The following is a 23,746-nucleotide window of genomic DNA, read 5'->3' as shown; positions in this document are numbered from 1 at the left end:
TTCAGGCAGATGAGGGGATAATATGGGCGAAGGAGGCATGGATATGTATTCAAACCAACGGATTTCCGGACCTTATTACCCTTCCCATTCAACCCAGCATCCCCCCCACAACCAATATAGCAACGAACAGTTGAACCATTGGTGTGAAGAGCTGGATCAGTGTGACCATCATCAAGAACAGCAGGCGGACAATATGCACCAAAAAAGCAAAATCTCGAAACTCCAGCCCCCAACATTCATGAATTAATGGAGCTGGGTGTATGACTATACAGAGCTGTACCTTCGTGCATAGGCTACGAATGTAATAACAGGAGGTGAGCTTATGTACGGAGGCTATCCTTACGGAGGTAGACAGTGCTACCGACCACGACGCGGTTATGGAAACAACTTCGCCTTGATCGTCGTATTGTTCATCCTATTGATCATCGTTGGTGCTACATTCTACTGCTGATTATGAAATAAGAAGAGTCGCGCTCCGGCAGACTCATCTTGATACCTTTATCCAAAAAGACACAGCCTGATCAGGCTGTGTCTTTTAATGGACCCATTTACTTCCGAATATTTGATTCAATTGCTCGGGCGGGAGGGGTTTGCTATAGTAATATCCTTGGATTTCATCACATTTTTCATTCTTCAGAAAATCCCATTGTTCAGCAGTTTCTACGCCTTCAGCAATGACTTTCATATTCAGCGAGTGAGACATATGGATGATGGATTTGACGATTTTTTTATTCTGTTCCTGATTCTCACTGATAAATACTTTATCGATTTTCAGTTTACTGACCGGGAAGCGGCTTAAATACTTCAACGAAGAATAGCCGGTTCCGAAATCATCAATGGAGACATGGACGCCAAGATCCCTCAAATCATTCAACATTTGGATGATGTATTCTTCATTCGTCATCGCCATTGATTCTGTAATCTCAAGCTCCAAATACATCGGATCCAGTCCTGTTTCCTCTAGGATCTGTTTCACACGCTGAACCAGGTCTTTTTGCAAAAATTGAAGGGCGGACAAGTTGACGCCGACGATCACTGGTGGGTACCCTTCCTCTTGCCATTGTTTATTTTGGCGGCAGGCTTCTTTTATGACCCAGTCTCCGATTTCAAAGATCAAGCCGTTCTTCTCTGCAATCGGGATAAAAGTCGCAGGTGATATGCTGCCTTTCTCTGGATGGTTCCAGCGAATCAAAGCTTCCAACCCAACAATCTTCCCGGTCCCCATACTTTTCTGTGGTTGATAATGGAGTTCCAATTGATTTAATTTCAAAGCTTTCCGTAATTCTGAATCTAAGGAAAGCATCTTTTCAAATTCAGCACTGATGGATCGGTTATAACAAAGATAGTCGTTGCGTTGCTTTTCTTTAACCGTATACATGGCGCTGTCTGCCTGCTTGATCAAATCGCCGGCGGTTTTTCCGTGTTCCGGATAGAGGCTGATTCCGATACTCACTGAAGTATAAAGTTCATACCCATCGATGACCACAGGTTTCCGAAAAGCCTCAATCATTCGTTTCGCAAGACGTTCGGCCTCTTCCTTTTGATGGACATGTCTCTGAAGCACAAGGAACTCATCGCCTCCCATTCTAGCAATGAACGTATCCGGATTCTGAAATGATTTCAACCGGTCGGCACACGCCTTCAAGAGTTCGTCTCCGAAAGAATAGCCGAGTGTATCATTGATCTGCTTGAAATAATCAAGGTCCAGAAAATGGACGGCAAGTCCTTCCTCTTCCTTTGCAGCTTCTTTCACCATATTCATGAAGTAATAACGGTTGGGCAAATCCGTCATTTCATCATAATAGGACATAAATTCAATTTTCTTCTCGTTATGTATTTGATCGGTAATATCCCGAACAATCGCCACCCTTAGAATACGACCTTCCCGTGGGTAAGGGTGAGCGAGGACTTCAATATAAAAAAGGCTGCCATCCTTTTTGAGGGCTTTCAATACATAGGGCTGTTCCGGATAAGCCAGGAACAATCGTTTCAGCTTGTCATGTTCTTCTTCTTCCGTAAGTTGAAAAGCATCCTGTTTCAGGATCTCCTCTTTCTCATAGCCGAACATGGCTGCGAGTGTGTCGTTACATTCAATAAAATTCCCATCTTCATGGATGACCATCCCTTCAGATGGAACGGCGAGCAGCTGATTCATCTTCTGCTCCACAACAGTCGTTTGATCGATCATCGAGACCGGATAAAGAAAAACAGCGTAAACGCCCTCGTGTGTATCCAGAGGGCGGCACCGGACTTTATACAGGCGCCCTTCCCCGGGAGGAAGATCCACAAGGGTCGCTGAGTCTATTTTTTTCAACTGGTTAAAATCAAGGAAAGAGACCAGAGATTGGACATCTGGACCGAACAGTTCCTCCACTCTTGGAGTGAATGTAAGCAGATTCTCATCAGCGTCCAAAATAAGAAGTGCATCGCTCATCTGTTCCAGAAACCAATGATCCAAAGGTATGGCAATCTCCCGCAACGAATCCGACATATGAGTACCCCCTGCACAGCAAAGTTCTAACCAATAATGATTCTCTCTCTAGGATAATGGAACTTACCTTGAGCTTTATCATGCTTCTTGAAAGAGAATAGAAACGTCAACAGGCCGATTCGACCTAAAAACATGAGAAGCATGAGTACGACTTTACCGAAAGAAGACAGCCCCGGCGTGATCCCGAGCGACAAACCAACGGTTCCGAACGCTGAACAGACTTCAAATACAATTTCGTTCATGGTAAATGGCTCCGTGACAGTAAGAGTCACAACGGCACTGAAACAGACGAAAAGAGCGACGATTGTGACAACAACCGCTTTGTTTAAATCCTCAGGGTGTACTTCTCTGCGGAAAAGGCGGATGTTGTTCCCACCCCTTGCGAATGTCAGTACGAAGATGACCACAAGAGCGAATGTCGTGGTTCGGATTCCTCCTCCTACACTACTTGGAGAGGCACCAATGAACATAAGCGAAGACATGAACAACTGCGTTTGTTCGGTAAACTGATTGATATCCATCGTTGATAAACCGCCGCTTCTCGTTGTAACGGATTGAAATAGAGCATAGAAGAAAATCTCATGCCAGGATTTATCCGAAAAGAAGTGACCACTCTCAAGGATGATAATCATAATGGTGCCAAGTACGACAAGAGCAAAGAATGTGAAGGTCGTCAATTTGGCGAAAAGAGAAAAACGGATCGTCTTCTCTTCCTGATTCTGCATCAAATACTGCTTAACCTCGATGAGCACCGGAAACCCGATCGCTCCAGCAATGATCAGGATGATATTGATGAACTGCACAAAATAATCATCGCGAAAAGGAATCAGAGACTGCCCGGTGATATCGAATCCACCGTTGGTCATGGCACTGATCGTCCCAAAGAACCCTTGGAGATAAGCTTCTCCCGGTTCGTAATACTGTAAAAAATAGGTGCCAAGCACAAGAAAACCGATCAATTCGATCATTAATACCACGAGGACAATTTGTTTGACCAACCGGACCATACCGGAGAACGATGTCTGGTTTTGGTCCGTCATAATCAACCGGCGTTCTTTAAGCCCGATTTTCTTACCGAGCATCAACCAGACCAGTGTCCCCAGGGTCATGACTCCAATCCCTCCGAATTGAAGGACAATGGCCAGGATAAAATACCCTGTCGTACTGAAAGTTTCAGCCGTAGGTAAAGTCGTCAAACCTGTGACGCTGACCGCACTGACCGCGGTAAATAGAATATCGATGAATGCAAGATCTGTTCCTTCCCGATGAGCGACAGGTAATGCAATCAGTATTGATGATATGGTTACGGCAACCATATAGTATAGTGCGATAAGTTGGAATGGCGATAAGTCATTCAGCCATCGCAGGCTCTTTCTTCTCACCCACATATAGTAAAACTCCTTTGATGTATCCAGGTAGAATCGATGTCTATCACCACTAATAGTATAGCAGGATTATCGACAATTTACTTGTTATTTTGAAAAAATATAAGACATTTGAACTAATACACACGTCGGAGGCGTCTGAATATCAGACGCCTCCATTAGCCTTTTTTATGCTTTTGATTCCTGGCCACGTTTTTTAAATTCTTCCAAAAGGTCTTCCCCTTGAAAACCTTCATCCATCAATTGTTTCAATACCCGCTCCACTTGTTCCTGCTGACGGTCAATAATCGTACCCATAAAAATGACATTCATCCGGTCACCGATCATATTGACATCAATCGGCTGAACAAGGAATGTAGCCGGACGGTTGCTTTTCTTCGTAATCTTAACTTGAATAATGATTTCGTCTTCGTTCTCTTTCATCGTTTCAAAAAAGTCCCGATAGCTTTCATCAACATAGGCTTCAATCACCCAACGGCCGTGGTCGTCTTCCCTGTTGATGATCAAACCATCTTCGAGCTTAATCCGTCTCTGTGTGATATCATCGTGTTTCTCCTCTACGATATCCAATGAAATCAATTTAAAGGTTTTCATTCGAATGACCTCCGGGAATGATAATTATCTCCATTATAGAACACAGATAGGACTCGAGCAAAGACTGATTTCGACCTTTTTTTATCCACCGATGTACGACATTTCAATTTTATTCTCTTTCATCGGCTTTCCTTGCGCCCGGTCTACAGAATATTGGTCCGTTCTTCCCGTCCAGACGGCGAGCAGATAATCCGTAAGTTCAGCATCCGTTTGGCCACTACGGAGCTTTGTTTTTAAATCGTAACCCGAGGAAGCGAACAGACAGGTGAACAAGCTCCCATCCGCTGATAAGCGTGCTCTCGTACAACTGGAGCAAAAGGCTTCCGTTACCGATGAAATAACACCGATTTCTCCTGCCCCATCCTCATAGCCGTAGCGGGAGGCAACCTCTCCATAATAATTCGGTTCCACCGGTACAAGCGGCATCTCTTTATTGATCTGTTCAATGATCCATTTCTTTGAAACGACAGCATCCATATTCCAGCCATTATGGTTTCCGACTTCCATAAATTCGATAAACCTTAAGGTGTCCCCCGTTTCTTTGAAGTAACGGGCCATCGGCAGAATCTGATCTTCATTCATCCCTTTTTTGACGACCATGTTGATTTTGATTTTCAAGCCTGCTTTTCGGGCAGCTTCAATTCCTTTGAGTACAGGTTTGGTTTTAATCCCCCGGCCGTTCGTTTCCTGAAATACGTGATCTTCAATCGCGTCCAGACTGATGTTCACCCGATCCAGACCTGCGTCCTTCAGTTTCTGCGCCTGACGGACGAGAAACACCGCATTCGTCGTTACAGCTATATCTTTGATGCCCTCAATTTCCTTCAAATGACGGACGAGTTCTGCTAAATCTTTGCGTAAAAGCGGTTCTCCACCAGTCAAACGTATCTTCTCCACTCCGAATTGTGCGAAAATCTTCGTCAGTCTGATGATCTCCTCAAAGCTCAACAATTCCTCTTTCGGAAGAAACGCGTAATCCGGACCGAATATTTCGGCTGGCATACAGTACGTACAACGAAAATTACACTGATCAATCACTGATATTCTTAAGTCTTTGATGGGACGACCCAGTTGATCCTTGATGTGTGAGTCGATAAGATCACCCCTTCTCAAAATAGTGTTGTCCATCATTAGATTCTAAAAGAATCGCTTCGACCGTATCCCCTTGCTCATACCCTCTGGTGCCCCCAGGGAGTATAATGAATGCATCCGTGCCGGCAAGTGAGGTTACAACATTGGACTTATCCATCCCTGCCGGGGACACGCGCACGTACCCTTCTTCATAAAGAATCTTCCCCCGTACGAAGCGCGTAAAAGGATTCGGCTTTCCGAAATCTTCACCAAGGCTGGCCTGAATCCGCTTATGGAAGGGCAAGGGATTGCCGAGCAGTTCCTGGATGACCGGAAAGACGAACAATTCAAAACCTACATAGCAGGCCGAAGGGTTCCCACTCAACCCATAAAGCATTTGGCCGGATCGTTCTGCCACAGTCGTGACACTCCCCGGTCTCATCGCGACTTTATTGAAAAGCACGGAGGCGTCAAGTTTTTCATAAATATCCGGCATTAAATCGAAATCCCCGACAGATACGCCTCCCGTCGTAATCAGAAGATCGAACTCTTCCAAAGCTGTGGATATGGCGTGATAGCAGGCGTCAAAATCATCGTCAAGTTTACCGAGCCAATGACCTTCTGCCCCCGCTCGTTGTATTTGAGAGAGAATCATCGGAGCATTGGAATTGCGGATTTTGCCGGGTTGCAATGGTTCATCAACTTCCAGGAGCTCTGTCCCTGTAGCAAAGACACCGATTCTAGGTTTTTCGTAGACAGAAACTTTCGGATAACCAAACGTAGCAAGAAGAGCTTTAATCCCCGGATTGATCCTGGTCCCTGCCTGGACGAGCACCGTTCCTTCAGCAGTCTCGGATCCCATTTGGATAATATTCTGATCCCTGTTCATCCTTCGTTTTAAGGTCATGTAAGAAACACCTTCTGCCTCAAAGGTCTGGCAAATCTCAAACATGGCCACACAGTCTGCACCTGCGGGAATTTCAGCGCCTGTCATAATTCTGACAGCTTCCCCTTTTTCCAATGGTTTCGACGCCAGCTGCCCAGCACCGATCGTTTCAGTCACCCGGAACCGCCCCGGTTTTTCGCTCGAGAGCTCCTTCGTATCTTCGGACCTCAGAGCAAAACCATCGTAGGGGGATTTATGAAAAGGAGGCACAGGGTGGGTAGCCAGAAGGTCTTCCGCCAGACTTCGTCCATCACATGATTCCAGGGGTACCTTCTCGATCCTTCCCTTTTTTGTATCGTTCATGACCCTGTCCATTGCCTCTGTGACAGGGATCGGTTTTCTATGTAAGTTCATGGTCATCCTTCCTTCTGCAATCGTCTTCCTTTTGAACATATAGGAATCGTCGAATCATTTCAAAGATTGTCTATTGGGTAATAGTTCCATATTCCCGATTATGACAGAAAATAAACACGAAATATGTCGGGAAGACATAAAAAATCCCGGAGTTAGAGCTCCGGGATCTGGATTCCATTAAATAGGGTCGTAAACGTTGACGACATGGTTGAGGGCGGTTTCCTCCTGCTTGCTGCCACGCTTCTTATCTCTACGTGCCTGTTTCTTTTCATTACGTTTTGTAATTTTCTTATTGCCTGAGGCCATGTGTATTCCCTCCCCTCCTTCTTATTATCCCGTAGAAGAAAGGTTTTATAACACAGATGCCCTCAAGGTTATAGGAATGAATATCTGCTTTTCCCATCCTTGATTTTTTCTTGGATCTGCCGGCTGCGGCGTTTCGATTTTTCAATCTCCACAACGTCCGGCCGTACAATCAAGATGGTGAAAAGAATCATATGGATTCTCATTGGAATACCTCCTTTTCACATTTTAGCTAAGCTGTATCTTTCTCCACGTTCAACCAATCCATGAATGCCATCCTTACGAGTTTTTCCATTGTCCTCTCCTCCTTCGAATTTTTTAGAACCTTACATAAATCGACTGAATGCAGACTTCCGGTCAAGCCACTGATCTTCAGCGGTTGGACGGTAACCGGGTAACGGCTGGCAGCGGTTCGCAGGTTTTTTAGATACGGTGATTGTAAAAATGAAGAATTGAATGGTCATGAATACCACCTCCTTATCATGTAATTTTATATCTAAAGAGTAATAATACCCTTTGATAACACAAGAAAAAGCCGCAGGAGATGAACTGCGGCTTAGAAAAATCCATTAAAAAAGCCACAGGAATACAATATGCATCACCTGCGGCTCATATGAGTGCTTTTGTTTAAAATAGTCGGGAGTCTCAGAATCTTCGTTCTGCGCAGGTCGAACGTATGAAGTTGTTTAGTTTTAGAGTCCACATTGTTTTCATTTTTTCGACCTCGCTTTCTGAGAATTTTTTCTTACACTGGAAATTATATAGAACGTTTCACGGAAAGTAAACCCCGAATTCAAAATATTCTTGACTTTTTCCAAAAGGGCAGGAAATTCGATTTCCCACCCCAGGTTTGAGACGCCCCTGCTAATGAATCATTGTATGTTCTTAAACATGCCTTTATGCGAGTTCATCATCTTCTTCTAAATATTTTTCGATTTTCAAATCCAGCGCATGCAGCAGCTTCAACGCTTCACTGCGATCCATCTGTTTATAATGATGGAGTCCCATTGGCTGCTCATCCTTTTCATCGGCTTTAGCGACCACATGTTGAAGCGGCGTTCTTTTCTCTTCAAGACCGAACGGAAGATAACTATCTGTGTGGAGGAGGACGGCCACAGATACTTCCTTCGCGACAAGACGCTCCTCTCCAAGGCGGATCAAAAGCTTATGGGCACGCTCCGCTCCTTTGATGGCATGGATATCCGACTTCCGATATTCATCATAGTCCCACTTCCCATCGCGATACCATTCATAATGGCCCATATCATGAAGCAGCGCTGATTTGGTGGCGAGATCCGGATCCACGCCCCACTTCAACGCCATTTCATATGCATATCCAGCAACGGTGACCGCGTGGTGGATGCCTGAACGCTGTAAGTATTTCTGAGTAATTCTATGTTTGAATACATCAACGAGTGTCACTCTATTCATACGATCACCTCCGATTTTTAAAACAAATCATACCATGTTTAACATCTACGGACAATCTACACCTAGTCGTACTCGTGCTTGGCATCCGAACAATCCGCTATAATAAAGAGTGGAAACGAAAGAAGGAGGAACGATCATGGAACGAAAAAAAGAGACCGTGTTGATCACCGGTATAGCAGAAGGTATCGGACAGCATATGCCGAGAGAGGGTACGAAGTGATCGGGTGTGATGTTCAAGAAAAAGGACGGAAGGTAATGGAAGAGATCAACGGCCGCTTCATCCCTTGTGATGTGAAAAAGCCAGGTGAGATCCGCGAATTATTCGAGGGCCTCGATACAATGTTCTCCATCCTGATCAATAATGCCGGTGTCAGCCGCTTCAAGTCCATGTTTGAAATGGAAGTGGAGGAATGGGATGACATCATCAACACCAACTTAAGAAGCTGCTTCCTTTTTTCCAAATACGCAGCTGAAAGGTGGAAACATGAAAAAACGGCTGGACGCATCGTCCATTTAGCTTCGACAAGAGCTTTTATGTCTGAGCCTGATTCCGAAGCTTACGCGGCCAGTAAAGGCGGCATCGTCGCTCTTACGCATGCGATGGCGGCTTCTTTGTCACCCTTCAACATCCGAGTGAACAGTATTAGCCCCGGGTGGATCCATACAGGCCACCCGGAAAAATTAAGGCCCATCGACCATCGCCAACATCTATCCAATCGGGTCGGAAGCGTCCATGATGTTGCTAACGCATGTTTTTATCTGACGGATGAGGCGAATACTTTTGTTAATGGAGAAAATCTCGTCATCGATGGGGGAATGAGTCGAAAGATGATTTATGAGCATTAAACATGTAGAAATGTTTAGTGAAAGTTTTGTACGGGTAGGGATATAGCAACAAATCATTACGGAGGTGACGACAGTGAATGAGCTGTCTTCTTACCAGATTACACTAGACCGCCCGTTAAAAACGAACCAGATTATGAAGGTGTACAAAGCGATAGCGAAAAATGAGTGCGATTTATACTTACATCAAAACCAACTGATTGCCGATGCCGGTCATCTTCCGAAATTATTATCTTTCTTTCTTTTCATGGATATGGACCAACCGTTTGTCATGATCCTCGACGGAGAATGTGTAGATGATGTCTATCAGGAAATTGAGGGCGAATGGAACGAGCAGATTGCAGAGAGTGCCTGTCGCAGAAAATACAGCGAAGCCATGGTGGAGAGTGAAACCTCCATATCGGTATAAGTTTTGTATCCATACGTACGAGAAAACCCGCTCCTACTACAAGGAAGCGGGTTTTTTTCGTGCATAAGCCTCGTCTTTTTTATAGAAATTGATCCGGAACTGAACAAACCCTAAAGCGATGATCAAGGCGAATGCGAGGAAGATGTTGCTGTATACAGCTGTCGATCCTTGCACTCCAAACCAATTGAGCGGCTGGTCCGGGTCGAAAACATCCAAGGCTTTACCGATGAACGCCCCACTTAGTGCGCCTGAGACAAAATTGAGCAGATTGAACACACCCATCCCGACACCCGTCTCATTTTTGTGCAGAATATTCGCAAGAATGTCAGCCGATGACGCCTGGACAAGAGGAAAACTCATATAAGCAAGGATGATGGCTGCACTGACGACGTACGGATGCGCGCCTACGAGAGTGGAAAGGACAATGAAACCGGACCCAAGCAGGACAAGCGCCAAATTGAGCACGAACGTGTTCCCCCTGGAATCGACGAGGGTCCCGCCTTTCTGCCCCATCAAGGCTGCACTCAGCGCGCCCGGGAATAGGACGAGGCCGATCATCATGGTTCCAAGACCATAAGCATCGCGGAACATGATCGGAAGCATGAACATCATTCCGAACAAACAGACAACTCCGAGAAAACTGGTAATTATCGTCGCTCTGTACTGATGATCTTTGAATAGATGGGACGGAATAAACGGTTCATCGACCGTCTTCATCCGCCACAGATTGAGGCCGAAAAACAGAACGGTCAAAATGAACAGCCATGTCACGCCTAACGTGATGCCGAGCATAAGTGTAGCAATCACCCCAGCTATAAGAGCCGCCCCTACATAATCAATGTAACCCTTCTTCGCCGCTTCCTGCGGTAAGTTTTTACGTAAAAATGGAAGGGTGATAATGATCAAGGCAGAGGTTAAAAACAAATAGCGCCAATCCAAAAAGCCTGCGATGAATCCTCCGGCAATCGGTCCAATCCCGGAGGCGAACGCCATGACTGAGGAAACGATACCAAGAACTTTCCCTCGTTCATTGGGAAAATAACGGATCGGAGCTAAAAAGACCAAGGCTGGAATCATCGCTCCTCCGACGGCCTGGATGACCCGGGCAAGGAGAACCATCCCATAGTTTTGCGCGAAAAATCCGAACAATGAACCGATACTGAAAATGGTCAGCCCGAAGGTGATTAAGGTTCGGTACGGATAATAATCTGCAAGCTTTCCATAAGTGAGGGCTCCTATAGCGTAGACCATTATATAACCGGTCATGACCCAGCTCACTTCTGAAGGCATTAAATCATATGTTTTTGCTATATCAGGGACAGCGATGTTGAACATCGTTCCATTCATCACTGACATCATCATAACGGCACAAAGGGAGATTAATAATCCCTTAGGGTTACGGACTTGCTGTTCTTCATTCATGCAGAATCTCCCCTTTAATATTTCGTTACCCGAAATGATTCTACATGACCTCTACGAATAAAGCAACGATCAAATCTTAAAATAAGGCTCTGTTAAAGTTTAGTGTTGATATGACTGCAAATGAGGAACTTCCAATTTCATGGAAGTTCCTCATTTTTATCTTAGGATTATTAAACGAAAGCTCCCGTTTGTGGAAGACTCAGCTTCGAGATGTTTGTGTGGGAGTTAGGGGCTGCGGGGGATGACTCGCTTTCCGCGGGAGCGCGGTGAGCCTCCTCAGGCTTACGCCTTGCGGGGTCTCACCCAGCACTCTTTTCCTCGTAGATATCCGGTTTCTGCGCCTAGCGGCTAGTGAGACTTCCCTCGCTTCTGTACGATAAGTCAACATCGAATCCCTTCGTTCTTCGTGTTTCCTTTATCTCCTCCAGCTCAGTCCAGTCCATACGCCGCTGAACGAGGCGCCTGCACACTTAAGATAGGAGTCTCGCCATCCCCCTCCGCCCCTTGGCTAGATCAGGGTCTCGAACCCCCTTCATGAATCATCAGCTATTCTAGTTGGTGAGAGGATAAGGATCATATTCCCAAACCGAGATGCTCGAACCCGGAAAGCTTGATACCTAGCGTTTTATGCTTACAACAACCGGGGTAATGGAAGACCATCCAACGTTGGTAAAGGGGTTCGTTTCTCGCATGATCGAATGGGGTGGCTGGGAAGCTGCGAGTCTCCCGTGGGAGAAAGGAGATCGGTGAGATCCCGCAGGGCGATAAGCCCGAGGAAGCTCGGCACTCCCCCACAGGAAAGACCAGCTATAAAAAGTCAAGGTTGTAAAGTGAAATTTCATTATCCTTTATGAAGCATTTTTGTCTCCATGCCAAATAAACCTCTTGGAAGAGGCATTTAAAAGCTTTTAGCTTAATTCTGTTATGACTTTATTTCGGGCGAGACTCGTAAGGCTTCTTATCCCTTAATATCGCAAAGGTAATGTGGGTCAGCTTACGGGCTACAGCTCCCACGGCTGTTCCGTGGGCTTTCCCTCGTTTTCTTAGCTTTTTATAGTGCTGAGACAAAGCTGGATCTTGAAAGCTAGCGACAAAAGCGGCTTGCCATATGGCACGACGGAGGTAAGGAGACCCTCTCTTCGACATCTTCATCCTGTTTCCTTGGAAGTTGCCTGATTGGTGTACAGAAGCATCTAATCCTGCGAAGGCAACGAGTTGTTCAGGACGTTCAAAACGGTCGATGGAACCGATCTCCCCTAATATGGCTGCCGCAAGAACATCGCTAATACCGATAATTGTAGTTAAGTAGTGCTCCTGGCGATTTGAAAGCTCTATGAGCGATGCTTCTATCTCGCTAATTTGTCGGTCCAAGAGGGATAGTTGTTCAAGGAGAATGTGAATCTGCACCCGAAATGCTTCTCCTCCTATGGATATGCCGAAGCTTTCCTGTGCTTTTTCTTTCAATTGATCTGCCTTTTCCTGAGCACGCCGCTCGCCGTATCTCCCTTTACTAGCTTGATTTAGGAGCTCAGCCAGTTTTTTTGTATCAATAGATAGAAGGTCTTCAGGCAAAGGATAATGAAGGAGAACTTCGGTAGAAGATACACCAAAAGTATCGGAAAACAAACGTTCATATTCCGGAAACACTTGATCGAGAAGAGAAATAATCTTTCGTTTGATATCTGAACTTTGGTCCACTAAAGAATAGCGAAGTCGCTCCAAGTTCTTTAACTGAAGGAGGTCATCTTCAATAAATGGGGTAGCCTCCGGGTTATCAATCCGGATAACCTGAGCGATGAGGTACGCATCTCGTTCATCTGTTTTCGTCTTACGAATATAAAAATTCCGTAAGGCATCGGATTGTAGAGGATTGAACGAGGTTACTTTAAATCCAAGCTTATGTAGAAATGAAAAGACGGATAGCCAGTAATGACCTGTGGCCTCAAGTCCACATGCGCAATTATCTGGTGTAATCTCGTGTTGATTTAAAAAATTTAGAAGTTTGTCGCTCCCTGATTTGGAATTAGAGAAACGTACGGTTTTACCTATCGGTTGGCCATGTTCATCAATTAAACCAGCCTCATGGTTCTGTTTCCCAATATCAATGCCGAGATAATACAAAAAAATCCACCTGCCCTGTAATAATTACCAGATGGGAGGGTTCCTCCGAATCTTTACAAGTATCCAGGCTCGTTAGATATACGACAACGACGTGTCATCCAGCTTATACGGATTATCCTGTAAAGAGGGAGGTGTCATTCTTTCCTACGAAGACATGGCTTCAAGCGAGGCGTCGACACCTCCATCTGATTGCCCTCATTATACCTCGGAAGAAGGTAGTGAGGTCCACCAAAAATGATCTGGTAACTATATTATACGAGCGAGTAGTTTCCCAGCCATCCCTGGCACTCAATACGATAACGAACCCCGAACCCTCTCGAAACGGAGTCTTCAACAATCCTGCCATTTAGCGAAAGGCTCCGTTTCGAAATCATAATCCGACAAGATTCAATGGTTACATCGTGAAAGAAGATCATCTAAAGGTTTCGACACTTGGAAATAAATCCTCTTTTACCACCCTATCATTTATAGTCCCTTCCATCCGTTGGTGCAAATATCAACACTGAACTTAACAAAGCCTAAAATAAAAACCTTTGCTTGAGCTTCCTATTTCTGTCCCCGCTTCATTCATTTTAGAAGTCGAATGATTGGAACTCTCATAACAGCCCCTCCACTTTCTGAAGCTTCAAGGATTTCCAGGAAACTTCCGAGGTAGCCACCAAATTTTAAACGGACAGAAAATTCAGATATAATAAAAGTGAAACTTCAAAAGGAGTGATTGGATGTACGATGTTGCCATTATCGGAGCAGGACCAGCCGGTGCAAGCGCAGGACTTTTCACTGCTAAAGCCGGGAAAAAGACAGTAATCTTTGATAGCGGAAAAAGCATCACCTCAAAAGCCTGGGTCGAAAACCACTACGGTGTTGACCCCATTGAAGGTCCAAAGCTGCTTGAACAAGGTCAGAAACAGGCAGAGAGTTTCGGTGCTGAAATCGTCAAAGACGAAGTCGTATCTTTTGAAGAAAAAGGCGGGCTATACGTCATTCAGACGGCTGATGGACTTTTTGAAGCCTCCCACATCATTTTCGCTACCGGGATGTCTGTAAAAGCTGCTGAAGTTTTCGGTTTGGAGACTACCGAGGGTACCGAGCCAAGAGTAGCAAAAATCATCCAAACCGACCCACATGGCCGTACGTCGAAGCCGAAAGTGTGGGCAGCAGGTACGGTAGCCGGAGTCAGCGTCCATACGATCGTCACTTCCGGTGACGGTGCGAAAGTTGCGATTAATGTAATTAGTGAATTGGACGGGAAACGATATGTCGATCACGATGTCCTGGGGAAATAACTCCGCTCCCCACAACAATCCCCCGGTCTAATGGACCGGGGGATTGTTTTATGATTTATCCTCTTTTGGCGGCTGAATTTTCCCTATGCCAAGCTCTTTCCCCTCTTTATAAATCGCCTTCACAAAACTGATCACCATCATCAACATGATGATGGAAAACGGCAGAGCCGCAATGATCATCGTATTTTGCAGGGCCTGCAGCCCTCCCGTGTAAAGAAGGGCCAAAGCCGTTGCAGCAAGCAGGCCTCCCCACGTCAATTTTATAAATGACCCTGGGGTTTCCGAACCGCCGGTCGTCATCATCCCAAGCACAAAGGTACCTGAGTCCGCAGAAGTGATGAAAAACGTGGCAATCAGCGTCATCGCAGTAATGGAGGCGATCCATCCGAGAGGAACATTTGAGAATACGCCGAATAACGATTCCTCAGTAGCGAGCGAAGAAATGGCATCAATGGCATTACGCTCGAGGTGAATCGCCGTTCCGCCAAAAACAGAAAACCATAGAAATCCGATAATGGAAGGAACGACAAGCACCGTGAACACAAATTCACGAATGCTCCTCCCTCTGGATACACGGGCAATAAAAACACCGACAAACGGAGACCAGGCAATCCACCATGCCCAGTAAAAGATGGTCCAAGCATTAATCCAGTCCCTTGTGTCCTGATCAAATGGTGCAATCCGGAAGCTCATGGTAGGCAAATACTGCAAATAAGCACCGATCGAACTCGTGAATAAGTTGAGAATGAACATCGTCGGTCCAACGATGAATGCGAGCAGAAAAAGAAAGGCAGCAAGTGCCATATTGACATTACTTAAAATTTTGATCCCTTTCCCTAATCCGGACCAGGCAGATATCATGAATAAAACCGTGACGACCGCGACGATGATAAATTGGACGACGATACCGGTCGGAATATCGAATAGGTACGAAAGCCCGCCATTGATTTGGACGGCGCCAAAGCCTAATGTGGTCGCGACCCCGATGACCGTTGCGATCACAGCAAGAATATCGATGACTTTTCCAATTGATCCTTCTGCTGCCTTTTCTCCGATTAACGGTTTCAACGTAGCACTGATCAACCCTGCCTGGCCGTGACGAAAATTAAAATAAGCGAGAACGAGGGCCACGATGCCATAGATCGCCCAGGCATGGATGCCCCAGTGGAAAAACGTGTAGCGCATGGCATCTTTGATCGCTTGATCTGTACCTGTTTCTCCTGTCGGTGAGCTGAGGGCATAATGACCGATCGGTTCAGCAGTCCCCCAGAATACAAGTCCGATCCCCATCCCGGCACTAAAGAGCATAGCAATCCATGTCGGACGGGAAAATTCAGGTTTCTCGCCTCTTTTCCCCAACTTGATCCTGCCGAGCGGTGTGAACAGAAATGTGAGGCAGACGAGTGTAAAAAGCGTAACGACAATCAGATAATACCAGCCAAGTTTATTGGCGATGAAATTTTTGACGTTGGTCGTCACCTGCTCCAACCCATCCGGCCAGATGACACCGATCAGGACGAGAACAAGCATTATTCCAGCAGACATTTTGAATACGGTGTTGAATTTCTTCATCAGTACATGATCCCTTCCCAAAATGAGTAGTAGGAATAGTATCTTTCCAACCCATTTTCCTATTCTTTATGAGAAAAACTGAAAAGTAAGAAAGTTGCTTTCCTTCCTTATACCTGTCAGACTTGAATAGGTTAAGTGACTAAAGAACCGCACAAAGACTCTGTTCTTTATGAAAATTTAAAAGCTGACTCCATTGGAAACGATCCTATAAAGTACCATCATTCCTATCAAACTTTTCCAAAGCTGATAAAAATACGGAGGTGACGACATGATTGAAGTACGCACGTCTACACTTGAAAATGAAGAATTAAACCGAGGCATTTTTGCTCAACGGGATATCGCCAAAAACGAACTGATTCACCAGGCACCTGTGATTCCATATCCGAATGCAGAGCATGTTCATATTGAAAAAACCCGGCTGGCTGACTATGCCTTTGAATACGGGGAAAATCACACGGCTTTTGTCCTTGGGTATGGCATGATGTTCAACCATTCCTACGAGCCTAATGCCAACTATGTGATCAATTTCGAAACCCATACCTTTGACTTTTACGCCTACAGAGACATCAAGGCGGATGAGGAAGTGTACATCAACTACAATGGTTTTGTTGATGAGCAGGAACTTCTTTGGTTCGACCAGGAGGAAGAGGAATCTAAATAACGATCAAAAACGCTCGTGACTAATGTCACGAGCGTTTTTATTTAGCGCGGTCGGCGATCGAGGATATCGATGGAAATTTCCAAGATGTTGATCATTCCGATCATCTCCTTCGTTTCGTTGTTATCTTAAGTATAGAGCGCTCTCCTTTTCTTTCTAACGGCCGACGAAGTGATTTCCTATCCTCCCTGAGACTGATAAAAGACGGAGGCGCCACCTCCCTCCTCTTCTGTTTCATCTCATCAGCAGGAGGGCAAAATGCTAATTTAATAAGGAAAAGTGCGAATATAATTGCAAAAGCTGCACATATACGATCAATAGTCGCTAATAAAAGTATTAAATTCGCTAATAAACGGCTGAACATGCTTAACCTTATACTCTGATTTCCTTGCTTCCAAAAAAACGCCCGTGACCGAAGTCACGAGCACTGATTATTTTTCCTTCATTTTGTACGGCGATCCTGGATATCGATAGAAAGTTCAAAGATGTTGACCATTACGATCATCTCCTTTGCTCTATGGATACCTCAAGTATATACCGCCTCCATTCTCTTTCTAACGTCCCAAAGAGTGACCCTGCCTCCTCCCCGGGACTGAAAAAAGACGGAAGTCGACCACACGGCCAGCTTCCGTCCTCCTTTTCGTTCATCAATCGAACCAACCTTTATTTTTGAACCAGATAAACATAGCGACAGCAACTGCAATCATGACCGCCCAAACCACGAAGTAGCCATGTTCCGTCTGCAATTCCGGCATGTTCGCGAAGTTCATGCCGTAGACGCCGACAATGAATGTCAATGGCATGAAGATAACGCTAATTACCGTCAGCACCTGCATCGTCCGGTTCGTTTCATGCGAGTTCAAGGAAAGGTAGCTGTCCCGGATATCCTGGGTCATCTCCCGGTTCGAAGCAACCATATCCGCCACCTTGATCAAGTGGTCATGAATATCAGCAAAGTACTCCTTCCGTTCGAACACGCCATCCAAGTGCCTCGTATTCAAAATCCGATACAACAGATCCCTCATCGGGTGGACCGTCTGCCTCAATGTCAGAAGCTCACTCCGCCGGTCAAACAATTCCTCCAGCAGCTTTTCCATCGACAAGTCCCTCGTGTTATCTTCTATGTCATTGATGTGGTCCTCAATTTTATAAATAATCGGAAAATAATGATCGACCACTTTATCCAAAATCTGATGGAATACATAATACTCATCTACATCGGTGTGCTTTTTATTATGCTTGACGATTTTTTTCGCCTGTTCCAACGGTTCATTCCTTTGTTTATGAAAAGTGACGATCGAACACTCTCCGAGGAAAACGTTGATCTCCTCCCGCTCCAACGTGTCTGGATTCACAGAATGAACAACAATGAAACTGTGATCATCATAATAGTCGAGCTTTGGACGCTGGAGACCGTGCAGACAGTCTTCAACTGCGAGCGGGTGGAATTCGAACGTCTTTTCCAAAAGGGTCACTTCCCCTTCCGACGGTTCGTTGAAATCGACCCAGTACCAGTCCCATTGACCGCTGGAAAGTTCATCGATCGACAGATTCTCCTGGAGACCGGTTTCTTTACTGTAAGCCAAAACTTCAATCATTCATATCACCTGCCTATGTATGTCTTATTCTTTTATAACCTTAATAGAATTTATTCAAACAACCATTCTATCTTATGGTACGATGAAAGAAAAGAGGGATCGGGGGCAGGCAGATGCTGCAGCGACTAAAGAATGACCAACAGCTGAAAGGACAACGAGTGATTTTGAGAGTCATCACCGACGAGGACATTCCCGTTTTATACCGATTGATCTACAATGGAAATGATCCGGAATGGAAGAAATGGGATGCCCCTTATTACACACTCGAGCCCCATACACTTGAAAGCTATCACAGCCATGAAACGGCTCGAAGAGATAGACTCGGGCCCAACGAACCCGACTCAAGGCTTATCATTGAGGTTGATGGCCGTATTATCGGGACGGTGACGTACTACTGGGAACATAAAGCCTCTCTCTGGCTCGAAGTCGGCATCGGCATTTACGATCCTTCCTATTGGAATGGTGGCTACGGATCAGAAGCGTTAGAGATATGGGTGGATTATCTGTTCCGGACTCTCCCTCTCGCAAGAGTCGGTTTGACGACCTGGTCCAAAAATGAGCGAATGATGCGAGTGGGCCATAAACTGGGCATGAAGATCGAGGGCAGATTGAGAAAATGCCGCATCTATGAAGGACAGTACTACGATTCCATCAGGATGGGCGTGCTCCGGGAGGAATGGATGAAACGTGCCTGATATGACCATCGCATCGAGGGCGATCTCCATAGAAAAACGCACAGCATCCTACGAATAGCTGTGCGTTTTTCTATGGAGACATGCAAAATTAATGTAGCCGCCCTAATACGGCTTGTATTTGAAGAAAGTCACTCGTTGCCCCTTCTCCTTTTGTATAGGAAGAAAACCCACCAAACGACTAAAAACAGATAACCTAAACTAGCAAAAACAGCCCAAAGGGCGCCTTGCTGACATTCCAAAAACAAATGTTCAAATTCATTCACACCCACAGATCTTCCCATACTATTTATGAAATGACAGAACGGAACGACGAATGACATTCCTATCGCTATCAAACTCATCCCCATATAGTCGTTTTTTCGCAGATTAGATACCGAAAGCCCAAGCGTCATTAATAAAAACAAATAATAGCCCACCCAAAACCAAGGCGGCATGGATATCCATTCCATACAACCCCCCCATTCACAATAAAAAGCTTCCCGTTTGGTGTAATAATACACCAAACGGGAAGCTTTTAAAACCCGATGACTTTTATAATCCCTAAACACATCAGCTGATAGCGACACTGCTCATAAGTCCCAAATACAAACTCCAGACTACTAAAATACTGATGAAAAATGCACCGGAGAGAGAGTTACGAGCGATCATCATTCCAGCGAATAATAAAAAGACGAGTGCCAGCGCGAAAGAAGTAAAACTGATGACGTTTGGCGCAAGAGATAGCGGACCAATTCCATCCACCGTTGTAAATATACGAAACAGCGCAGCAGGCTCCTGTTCCTCAAGCGTCCGGCTGATATTCTGAGGGGTTTCCTGTTCGGTCATATAACCTGTAATTGTATAGATGAAAAGAACCAAGAGACTCTCGGCTCTCCACCATCGTCGAGGAGAGAAACTGGCATTTTCTGCAACGAGACGCTTCACGAGGAAACCATTGACGAAAGCGAATAAGAGCAGCAAAATGAACAGAAGATGTTTGACGAGAAGAGCCTGGCCATAAGGAAGCATCCAGGAGTCTACCAGTCGTTCCGTCAGAGTAAGACTCATAGCCACTCCGGTGATCGTGATCCAAACCATACAGCCGATCGCTAATTTTGTAAACCAGGAGACAAATGTGTCCCATCGCTGCTCATAGATCGATGAAAAGCTCACGACCAGGAGAACCCCTGACCATACCCCGACCGCTAGAAAGTGGATGGTGTGAAACAGGGCGCCTTCAAACGATTCTGCTCCTGCAGAATGCCCGGTCAGGCTTTGCGTTAAAATCATCCCGACGACCAAAAGGAAGCGAACGGCGTACATGGCTTTGGTTTTCTTCGTCATGCGTACAATTACGGTATGAAGCACCGCCAGCAAAAACAAGAGCGACCAAGCCTGTCCCCCATTTAAGCGGGTCAGTACATGAAGGAACGTCGATAAAAAGCCTCCTTCTCGGTAAGGCTGGAGCATTTGTACCAGTTCCAGGATGGGAACGAGCGCTAAAGCAGGGATGCAAAGGGTGATCAGCACCCCTGTTCCTTTACGCGGACCAAGCTTTTCAGGTTGTCTTTTATTAATAAACCCTAACAGGTTTGCTCCGATTAGAATAGAGAGACAAGCATAGAGCCCTCCATTCGTCACAGCATCCATCATGATTTTTTCCTAATCCCCATAAACACAAGCCCTGCTGTTACTAAAATTCCGAAGCCAAGAACTGGGACAATCCAGACACTTGATGTTGAATTCTTCGTATCTGCCGTTTTTTCTTTTTCTGGTTCATCGTTGTTCTCGTTTTGATCTGAATTTGTTTCCGTTTCTTCCGGGGTGTCCTCTGCTTTTCCCATGACTTGATAGTCGTATGTCCATTCATTTTCCATCATGTGACCATCTTCACCGATGATGCTGTAAAAGACTTCAATACGACCGCTTTCCACTGCTTCAGGGATACTGAACGCTATAACATTTTCAGGAGAATGGGTATATTCTTCGACGGAAAATTCTTCACCATTTTCGCCTGTTACCGTTAGTGCAGTAGGCTCCTGCACGTTTGAATCAAACGTAAGCGTGACTTCAGGATTTTCGGATGTCAATTCACTACCTGCTTCCGGTTGTGAACCCTCAAGATGGGTGTGGGCCTCTACCGAAAATGGCAGCCCCAGTACGATTAGCAAACAGAACATGCTTATATATTTCATTGCTCGACTCCTTTTCCTATTTACTATGTTTACGAATGCAAAGGAGTAATGGTTCACTCCCCCTTTCATTTATAGCAGAGGCCGCGGGTGAATGCCAGACGGTAAAGAGGACAATTCAGTGAACGACCGGAAAACTCCTGTCCTTCTTCTTGATCCATCTGTTACGATATTTTCAAAGATATGTAGAAAAGGAGATCTCGCCATGTACAAAATATTGACAAGCGTCCTACTTCTGACCAGCCTTTTCTTCGCTTCCCTTTGGTATGAAGCTTCCAGGACAACGGAGATTGACACATTCACGACGAAAGCCGCCACCTCTGCTGTAGCTGAACTTCCCTTTCGCCTCGAAGATGTGACCCTGTCTTTCGAATCCTTCCATATAGAATCAGAAGCTGAGAACAAATACACCCCGCGCCTTCTCACACGCAGTCTTCAACAGTTGACGGGCAATCAGCGTCTGCTGCACGCAGCTGAACGATCTAGTGAACTGGAAAAAGGCTGGTTCCGTGATTACACGAACGAATTGTTCACACTCCGCTCGATTTTGACAGAGACTTCTTTTGAGAACGAAGGACCGGTCCCGCCGGAGGAAATGGCTGCTGAATTGAAAAAATTAAAGGCAAACGTACGATCCATTGTAGATCACGAGTCTTTTTCAGTCGCTGACCAACAAAAGATGCGTGCTTTGACAAAGGCCCTCTCCAACTTCAACAAGAAATACCTTTCCTAAAATTGAACACATAAAAAAGCGAACCCTCATGAGGGTTCGCTTTTCTTTTATGCAAAATACGTGTTCAATGGCGGGACGATTTGTTTCTTACGGGAAACAACACCCTTTAGAACAGCCTGATTCCCATCAAGGTCTGTTTCAAAGGCTTCCGCAACCGCTGCTGTATCGTTACCTACCGCAACAACAGTGGAGTCACTTTCCAGAATGTCTGTAACGACAAGAAGGAACAAATCCAAATCTTTTTCAGCCACCGTTTTTTCAATCGCAGATTCAAGCTCAGCCTTGCGGGAAAGTACATCATCCGTATCGACCGTGTTCACCTGAGCGATCTCTACTTTCTTATCTCCCATATTAAAGCCTTTCGCATCAAGCGTAATCAATTCTTCTGCCGTCTTGTCACTAATGTCAGCGCCAGCCTTCAACATGTTCAATCCATACTCTTGAGCGTCTATCCCTGCAATTTCAGCCAACTCTTCTGCTGCTTGACGATCTTCATCCGTGCATGTCGGGGATTTGAACAACAAGGAATCAGAAATGATTGCGGACAGCATCAACCCCGCCATCGGCTTGGAAATGCTCTGTCCTTTTTCCTTATACAATTTATTTAAGATCGTAGCTGTACATCCTACCGGCTCCGCACGGTAGTAAAGAGGTCCCTTCGTTTCGAAGTTGGCAATGCGGTGGTGGTCGATGACCTCTAGCACTTGTACCTCATCAATATCTTCCGCACTCTGCTGGCGTTCGTTATGGTCGACGAGGATGACTTGTTCCACTTCATCCGATACGCGTTCCACTAGGCGAGGGGCATCGACATTAAAATGATCCAATGCAAATTGCGTTTCCCCATTCACCTCTCCAAGGCGGACAGCCTCTACTTCCTCACCGAGGGCCTTCTTCAAGTCTGCATAAACAAGAGCAGAAGTAATCGTATCCGTATCCGGGTTCTTGTGCCCGAAAATCAATGTTTTGCTCACAAAAATCTTCCTTTCTTTATCAAGGGTATGTAGGATCTCTTATCCGTCTCGATTATAAAATAGATTGCAGTCAGAGTCCATCTTCTCCTGCCATTCCCTTCATATGGAAAAGAAATTATCCTTTTTCAAACCCTTTTAACAAGTAGTATCCAAAGATCACCTGGAGGACCGCACTTACGGATGGATTGGTAATCATCGGATAAGGAAACAGCGACCCCAATGGGATAAGGTAAGGCACCGAAAGGATATAGAAAGAAGGAATCAGGAATAAGAAGAAATACCGCTTCTTCCACTTCCAGGTCCCTTCATTACGCCGATTACTGAAGAAGCCTGGAAACGAAAGACACAATCCAACTGGAACATAAGCGAATTGTGAGAAAATAATATAAAAATAAAAATTTTCCGTCACATAGAGATTTGCCTGCACCTTGACGGTAACAAATGATAGAAGTATCAAATAGCCGAATATGGCTCCAGCCTGCATGAATGCTAGTTTTTTCTCAAACATTAAGCGAACGCCTCCCCTCTCTTCTACCTTATGTAAGGAAACTGATATTTTTGCAGAATTGGAGGTTTACGTATTAAAAATCAGGGAAATTATTTAAAAGACATTTGAGATTTGTCTACACTATGTGTTAGAATTCCTTACATAAGAAAAAGTGAGGTACATATCCAAGCAAGATTCCGGA

The 23,746-nt window shown here is 45.3% G+C and carries 26 protein-coding genes; 8 read left to right on the top strand and 18 right to left on the bottom strand.

Features of this window, described 5'->3' with window-relative positions:
* Positions 1–43: 43 nt before the first annotated feature.
* Together ACXADE_RS08115 and ACXADE_RS08110 are read left to right on the top strand one after the other, a co-directional pair.
* A complete protein-coding gene (locus ACXADE_RS08115; protein ID WP_474979973.1) occupies positions 44–247 on the top strand; it encodes a hypothetical protein in 204 nt (67 codons plus the stop codon).
* 75 nt (positions 248–322) lie between these two features.
* Entirely contained in the window at positions 323–451 is a 129-nt protein-coding gene (locus ACXADE_RS08110; protein WP_474979972.1) for a YjcZ family sporulation protein, read from the top strand.
* An 84-nt stretch (positions 452–535) separates the two neighbouring features.
* On the opposite strand, the gene ACXADE_RS08105 is transcribed toward ACXADE_RS08110, so the two are convergent.
* From ACXADE_RS08105 to ACXADE_RS08065, 9 genes are all read right to left on the bottom strand, one after another.
* Entirely contained in the window at positions 536–2,491 is a 1,956-nt protein-coding gene (locus ACXADE_RS08105) for an EAL domain-containing protein (protein ID WP_474979971.1), read from the bottom strand.
* A gap of 26 nt (positions 2,492–2,517) precedes the next feature.
* Positions 2,518–3,879, bottom strand: coding sequence for a TrkH family potassium uptake protein (locus ACXADE_RS08100; RefSeq protein WP_474979970.1), 1,362 nt, complete (start codon positions 3,877–3,879; stop codon positions 2,518–2,520).
* 165 nt (positions 3,880–4,044) lie between these two features.
* A complete protein-coding gene (locus ACXADE_RS08095; RefSeq protein WP_474979969.1) occupies positions 4,045–4,470 on the bottom strand; it encodes a YwpF-like family protein in 426 nt (141 codons plus the stop codon).
* Between the two features lie 81 nt (positions 4,471–4,551).
* Positions 4,552–5,598: a GTP 3',8-cyclase MoaA gene (gene moaA / locus ACXADE_RS08090; protein WP_474979968.1), complete on the bottom strand. Its 1,047-nt coding sequence runs from the start codon at positions 5,596–5,598 to the stop codon at positions 4,552–4,554.
* Positions 5,570–6,841 (bottom strand): molybdopterin molybdotransferase MoeA, encoded by a 1,272-nt coding sequence (locus ACXADE_RS08085; RefSeq protein WP_474979967.1) that lies wholly within the window; start codon positions 6,839–6,841, stop codon positions 5,570–5,572. The genes moaA and ACXADE_RS08085 overlap by 29 nt, the downstream gene beginning before the upstream one ends.
* 177 nt (positions 6,842–7,018) lie before the next feature.
* Positions 7,019–7,147, bottom strand: a complete 129-nt coding sequence (locus tag ACXADE_RS08080; protein WP_474979966.1) for a hypothetical protein — start codon at positions 7,145–7,147, stop codon at positions 7,019–7,021.
* Between the two features lie 68 nt (positions 7,148–7,215).
* Entirely contained in the window at positions 7,216–7,350 is a 135-nt protein-coding gene (locus tag ACXADE_RS08075) for a hypothetical protein (RefSeq protein ID WP_474979965.1), read from the bottom strand.
* Positions 7,351–7,470: 120 nt separating this feature from the next.
* Positions 7,471–7,608, bottom strand: coding sequence for a hypothetical protein (locus tag ACXADE_RS08070; RefSeq protein WP_474979964.1), 138 nt, complete (start codon positions 7,606–7,608; stop codon positions 7,471–7,473).
* Positions 7,609–8,041: 433 nt separating this feature from the next.
* Positions 8,042–8,575, bottom strand: coding sequence for an HD domain-containing protein (locus ACXADE_RS08065; RefSeq protein ID WP_474979963.1), 534 nt, complete (start codon positions 8,573–8,575; stop codon positions 8,042–8,044).
* Between the two features lie 216 nt (positions 8,576–8,791).
* On the opposite strand from ACXADE_RS08065, the gene ACXADE_RS08060 reads away from it, so the two are divergent.
* Together ACXADE_RS08060 and ACXADE_RS08055 are read left to right on the top strand one after the other, a co-directional pair.
* Positions 8,792–9,421 (top strand): SDR family oxidoreductase, encoded by a 630-nt coding sequence (locus ACXADE_RS08060; protein WP_474979962.1) that lies wholly within the window; start codon positions 8,792–8,794, stop codon positions 9,419–9,421.
* A 73-nt stretch (positions 9,422–9,494) separates the two neighbouring features.
* The gene (locus ACXADE_RS08055) at positions 9,495–9,827 is read left to right on the top strand and encodes a hypothetical protein (protein WP_474979961.1); all 333 of its coding nucleotides are present in this window, start codon (positions 9,495–9,497) and stop codon (positions 9,825–9,827) included.
* 36 nt (positions 9,828–9,863) lie between these two features.
* Here ACXADE_RS08055 and ACXADE_RS08050 read toward each other — a convergent pair whose 3' ends face one another.
* A complete protein-coding gene (locus ACXADE_RS08050) occupies positions 9,864–11,249 on the bottom strand; it encodes an MFS transporter (RefSeq protein WP_474979960.1) in 1,386 nt (461 codons plus the stop codon).
* A gap of 930 nt (positions 11,250–12,179) precedes the next feature.
* Positions 12,180–13,370, bottom strand: a complete 1,191-nt coding sequence (locus ACXADE_RS08045; RefSeq protein WP_474979959.1) for an IS110 family RNA-guided transposase — start codon at positions 13,368–13,370, stop codon at positions 12,180–12,182.
* A 722-nt stretch (positions 13,371–14,092) separates the two neighbouring features.
* Here ACXADE_RS08045 and ACXADE_RS08040 point away from each other — a divergent pair.
* Positions 14,093–14,656 (top strand): FAD-dependent oxidoreductase, encoded by a 564-nt coding sequence (locus ACXADE_RS08040; RefSeq protein ID WP_474979958.1) that lies wholly within the window; start codon positions 14,093–14,095, stop codon positions 14,654–14,656.
* Positions 14,657–14,704: 48 nt separating this feature from the next.
* On the opposite strand, the gene ACXADE_RS08035 is transcribed toward ACXADE_RS08040, so the two are convergent.
* Positions 14,705–16,228, bottom strand: a complete 1,524-nt coding sequence (locus ACXADE_RS08035) for a glycine betaine uptake BCCT transporter (protein ID WP_474979957.1) — start codon at positions 16,226–16,228, stop codon at positions 14,705–14,707.
* A gap of 268 nt (positions 16,229–16,496) precedes the next feature.
* Between ACXADE_RS08035 and ACXADE_RS08030 the strand changes: the two genes are divergently transcribed.
* A complete protein-coding gene (locus ACXADE_RS08030) occupies positions 16,497–16,889 on the top strand; it encodes an SET domain-containing protein (protein ID WP_474979956.1) in 393 nt (130 codons plus the stop codon).
* A 644-nt stretch (positions 16,890–17,533) separates the two neighbouring features.
* Here the strand turns inward: ACXADE_RS08030 and corA are convergent.
* Positions 17,534–18,484 carry a magnesium/cobalt transporter CorA gene (corA, locus tag ACXADE_RS08025; protein WP_474979955.1) on the bottom strand — a complete coding sequence of 317 codons (951 nt, stop codon included), beginning with the start codon at positions 18,482–18,484 and terminating at the stop codon, positions 17,534–17,536.
* Positions 18,485–18,597: 113 nt separating this feature from the next.
* Here corA and ACXADE_RS08020 point away from each other — a divergent pair, with 113 nt between their 5' ends.
* Positions 18,598–19,179, top strand: coding sequence for a GNAT family N-acetyltransferase (locus tag ACXADE_RS08020; RefSeq protein ID WP_474979954.1), 582 nt, complete (start codon positions 18,598–18,600; stop codon positions 19,177–19,179).
* A gap of 128 nt (positions 19,180–19,307) precedes the next feature.
* On the opposite strand, the gene ACXADE_RS08015 is transcribed toward ACXADE_RS08020, so the two are convergent.
* From ACXADE_RS08015 to ACXADE_RS08005, 3 genes are all read right to left on the bottom strand, one after another.
* Positions 19,308–19,628 (bottom strand): hypothetical protein, encoded by a 321-nt coding sequence (locus ACXADE_RS08015; protein WP_474979953.1) that lies wholly within the window; start codon positions 19,626–19,628, stop codon positions 19,308–19,310.
* A gap of 100 nt (positions 19,629–19,728) precedes the next feature.
* A complete protein-coding gene (locus ACXADE_RS08010) occupies positions 19,729–20,808 on the bottom strand; it encodes a copper resistance D family protein (RefSeq protein ID WP_474979952.1) in 1,080 nt (359 codons plus the stop codon).
* Positions 20,808–21,353: a copper resistance CopC family protein gene (locus ACXADE_RS08005; RefSeq protein WP_474979951.1), complete on the bottom strand. Its 546-nt coding sequence runs from the start codon at positions 21,351–21,353 to the stop codon at positions 20,808–20,810. Before ACXADE_RS08005 ends, ACXADE_RS08010 begins: the two co-directional genes overlap by 1 nt.
* Before the next feature lie 202 nt (positions 21,354–21,555).
* On the opposite strand from ACXADE_RS08005, the gene ACXADE_RS08000 reads away from it, so the two are divergent.
* On the top strand, positions 21,556–22,083 hold the full coding sequence (locus ACXADE_RS08000; protein WP_474979950.1) for a hypothetical protein: 528 nt from the start codon (positions 21,556–21,558) through the stop codon (positions 22,081–22,083).
* A 47-nt stretch (positions 22,084–22,130) separates the two neighbouring features.
* Here ACXADE_RS08000 and ACXADE_RS07995 read toward each other — a convergent pair whose 3' ends face one another.
* Both ACXADE_RS07995 and ACXADE_RS07990 read right to left on the bottom strand, forming a co-directional pair.
* Positions 22,131–23,057 carry a manganese-dependent inorganic pyrophosphatase gene (locus ACXADE_RS07995; protein ID WP_474979949.1) on the bottom strand — a complete coding sequence of 309 codons (927 nt, stop codon included), beginning with the start codon at positions 23,055–23,057 and terminating at the stop codon, positions 22,131–22,133.
* Between the two features lie 115 nt (positions 23,058–23,172).
* Complete coding sequence (locus tag ACXADE_RS07990) at positions 23,173–23,565, bottom strand: hypothetical protein (RefSeq protein ID WP_474979948.1); 393 nt, start codon at positions 23,563–23,565, stop codon at positions 23,173–23,175.
* Positions 23,566–23,746 lie beyond the last annotated feature (181 nt).

This window comes from Halobacillus sp. ABR2_026, assembly GCF_056158545.1.
Note: the sequence above shows the minus strand (reverse complement) of the source record. Positions and strands in the feature narration are given on the sequence as shown.

Bases quoted from the DNA above. Each gene is read 5' to 3' on its own strand.
- ACXADE_RS08115 (WP_474979973.1), top strand. From the start codon at position 44: ATGTATTCAAACCAACGGATTTCCGGACCTTATTACCCTTCCCATTCA.
- ACXADE_RS08110 (WP_474979972.1), top strand. From the start codon at position 323: ATGTACGGAGGCTATCCTTACGGAGGTAGACAGTGCTACCGACCACGA.
- ACXADE_RS08105 (WP_474979971.1), bottom strand. From the start codon at position 2,491: ATGTCGGATTCGTTGCGGGAGATTGCCATACCTTTGGATCATTGGTTT.
- ACXADE_RS08100 (WP_474979970.1), bottom strand. From the start codon at position 3,879: ATGTGGGTGAGAAGAAAGAGCCTGCGATGGCTGAATGACTTATCGCCA.
- ACXADE_RS08095 (WP_474979969.1), bottom strand. From the start codon at position 4,470: ATGAAAACCTTTAAATTGATTTCATTGGATATCGTAGAGGAGAAACAC.
- moaA (WP_474979968.1), bottom strand. From the start codon at position 5,598: ATGGACAACACTATTTTGAGAAGGGGTGATCTTATCGACTCACACATC.
- ACXADE_RS08085 (WP_474979967.1), bottom strand. From the start codon at position 6,841: ATGAACTTACATAGAAAACCGATCCCTGTCACAGAGGCAATGGACAGG.
- ACXADE_RS08080 (WP_474979966.1), bottom strand. From the start codon at position 7,147: ATGGCCTCAGGCAATAAGAAAATTACAAAACGTAATGAAAAGAAACAG.
- ACXADE_RS08075 (WP_474979965.1), bottom strand. From the start codon at position 7,350: ATGAGAATCCATATGATTCTTTTCACCATCTTGATTGTACGGCCGGAC.
- ACXADE_RS08070 (WP_474979964.1), bottom strand. From the start codon at position 7,608: ATGACCATTCAATTCTTCATTTTTACAATCACCGTATCTAAAAAACCT.
- ACXADE_RS08065 (WP_474979963.1), bottom strand. From the start codon at position 8,575: ATGAATAGAGTGACACTCGTTGATGTATTCAAACATAGAATTACTCAG.
- ACXADE_RS08050 (WP_474979960.1), bottom strand. From the start codon at position 11,249: ATGAATGAAGAACAGCAAGTCCGTAACCCTAAGGGATTATTAATCTCC.
- ACXADE_RS08040 (WP_474979958.1), top strand. From the start codon at position 14,093: ATGTACGATGTTGCCATTATCGGAGCAGGACCAGCCGGTGCAAGCGCA.
- ACXADE_RS08035 (WP_474979957.1), bottom strand. From the start codon at position 16,228: ATGAAGAAATTCAACACCGTATTCAAAATGTCTGCTGGAATAATGCTT.
- ACXADE_RS08030 (WP_474979956.1), top strand. From the start codon at position 16,497: ATGATTGAAGTACGCACGTCTACACTTGAAAATGAAGAATTAAACCGA.
- corA (WP_474979955.1), bottom strand. From the start codon at position 18,484: ATGATTGAAGTTTTGGCTTACAGTAAAGAAACCGGTCTCCAGGAGAAT.
- ACXADE_RS08020 (WP_474979954.1), top strand. From the start codon at position 18,598: ATGCTGCAGCGACTAAAGAATGACCAACAGCTGAAAGGACAACGAGTG.
- ACXADE_RS08015 (WP_474979953.1), bottom strand. From the start codon at position 19,628: ATGGAATGGATATCCATGCCGCCTTGGTTTTGGGTGGGCTATTATTTG.
- ACXADE_RS08010 (WP_474979952.1), bottom strand. From the start codon at position 20,808: ATGGATGCTGTGACGAATGGAGGGCTCTATGCTTGTCTCTCTATTCTA.
- ACXADE_RS08005 (WP_474979951.1), bottom strand. From the start codon at position 21,353: ATGAAATATATAAGCATGTTCTGTTTGCTAATCGTACTGGGGCTGCCA.
- ACXADE_RS08000 (WP_474979950.1), top strand. From the start codon at position 21,556: ATGTACAAAATATTGACAAGCGTCCTACTTCTGACCAGCCTTTTCTTC.
- ACXADE_RS07990 (WP_474979948.1), bottom strand. From the start codon at position 23,565: ATGTTTGAGAAAAAACTAGCATTCATGCAGGCTGGAGCCATATTCGGC.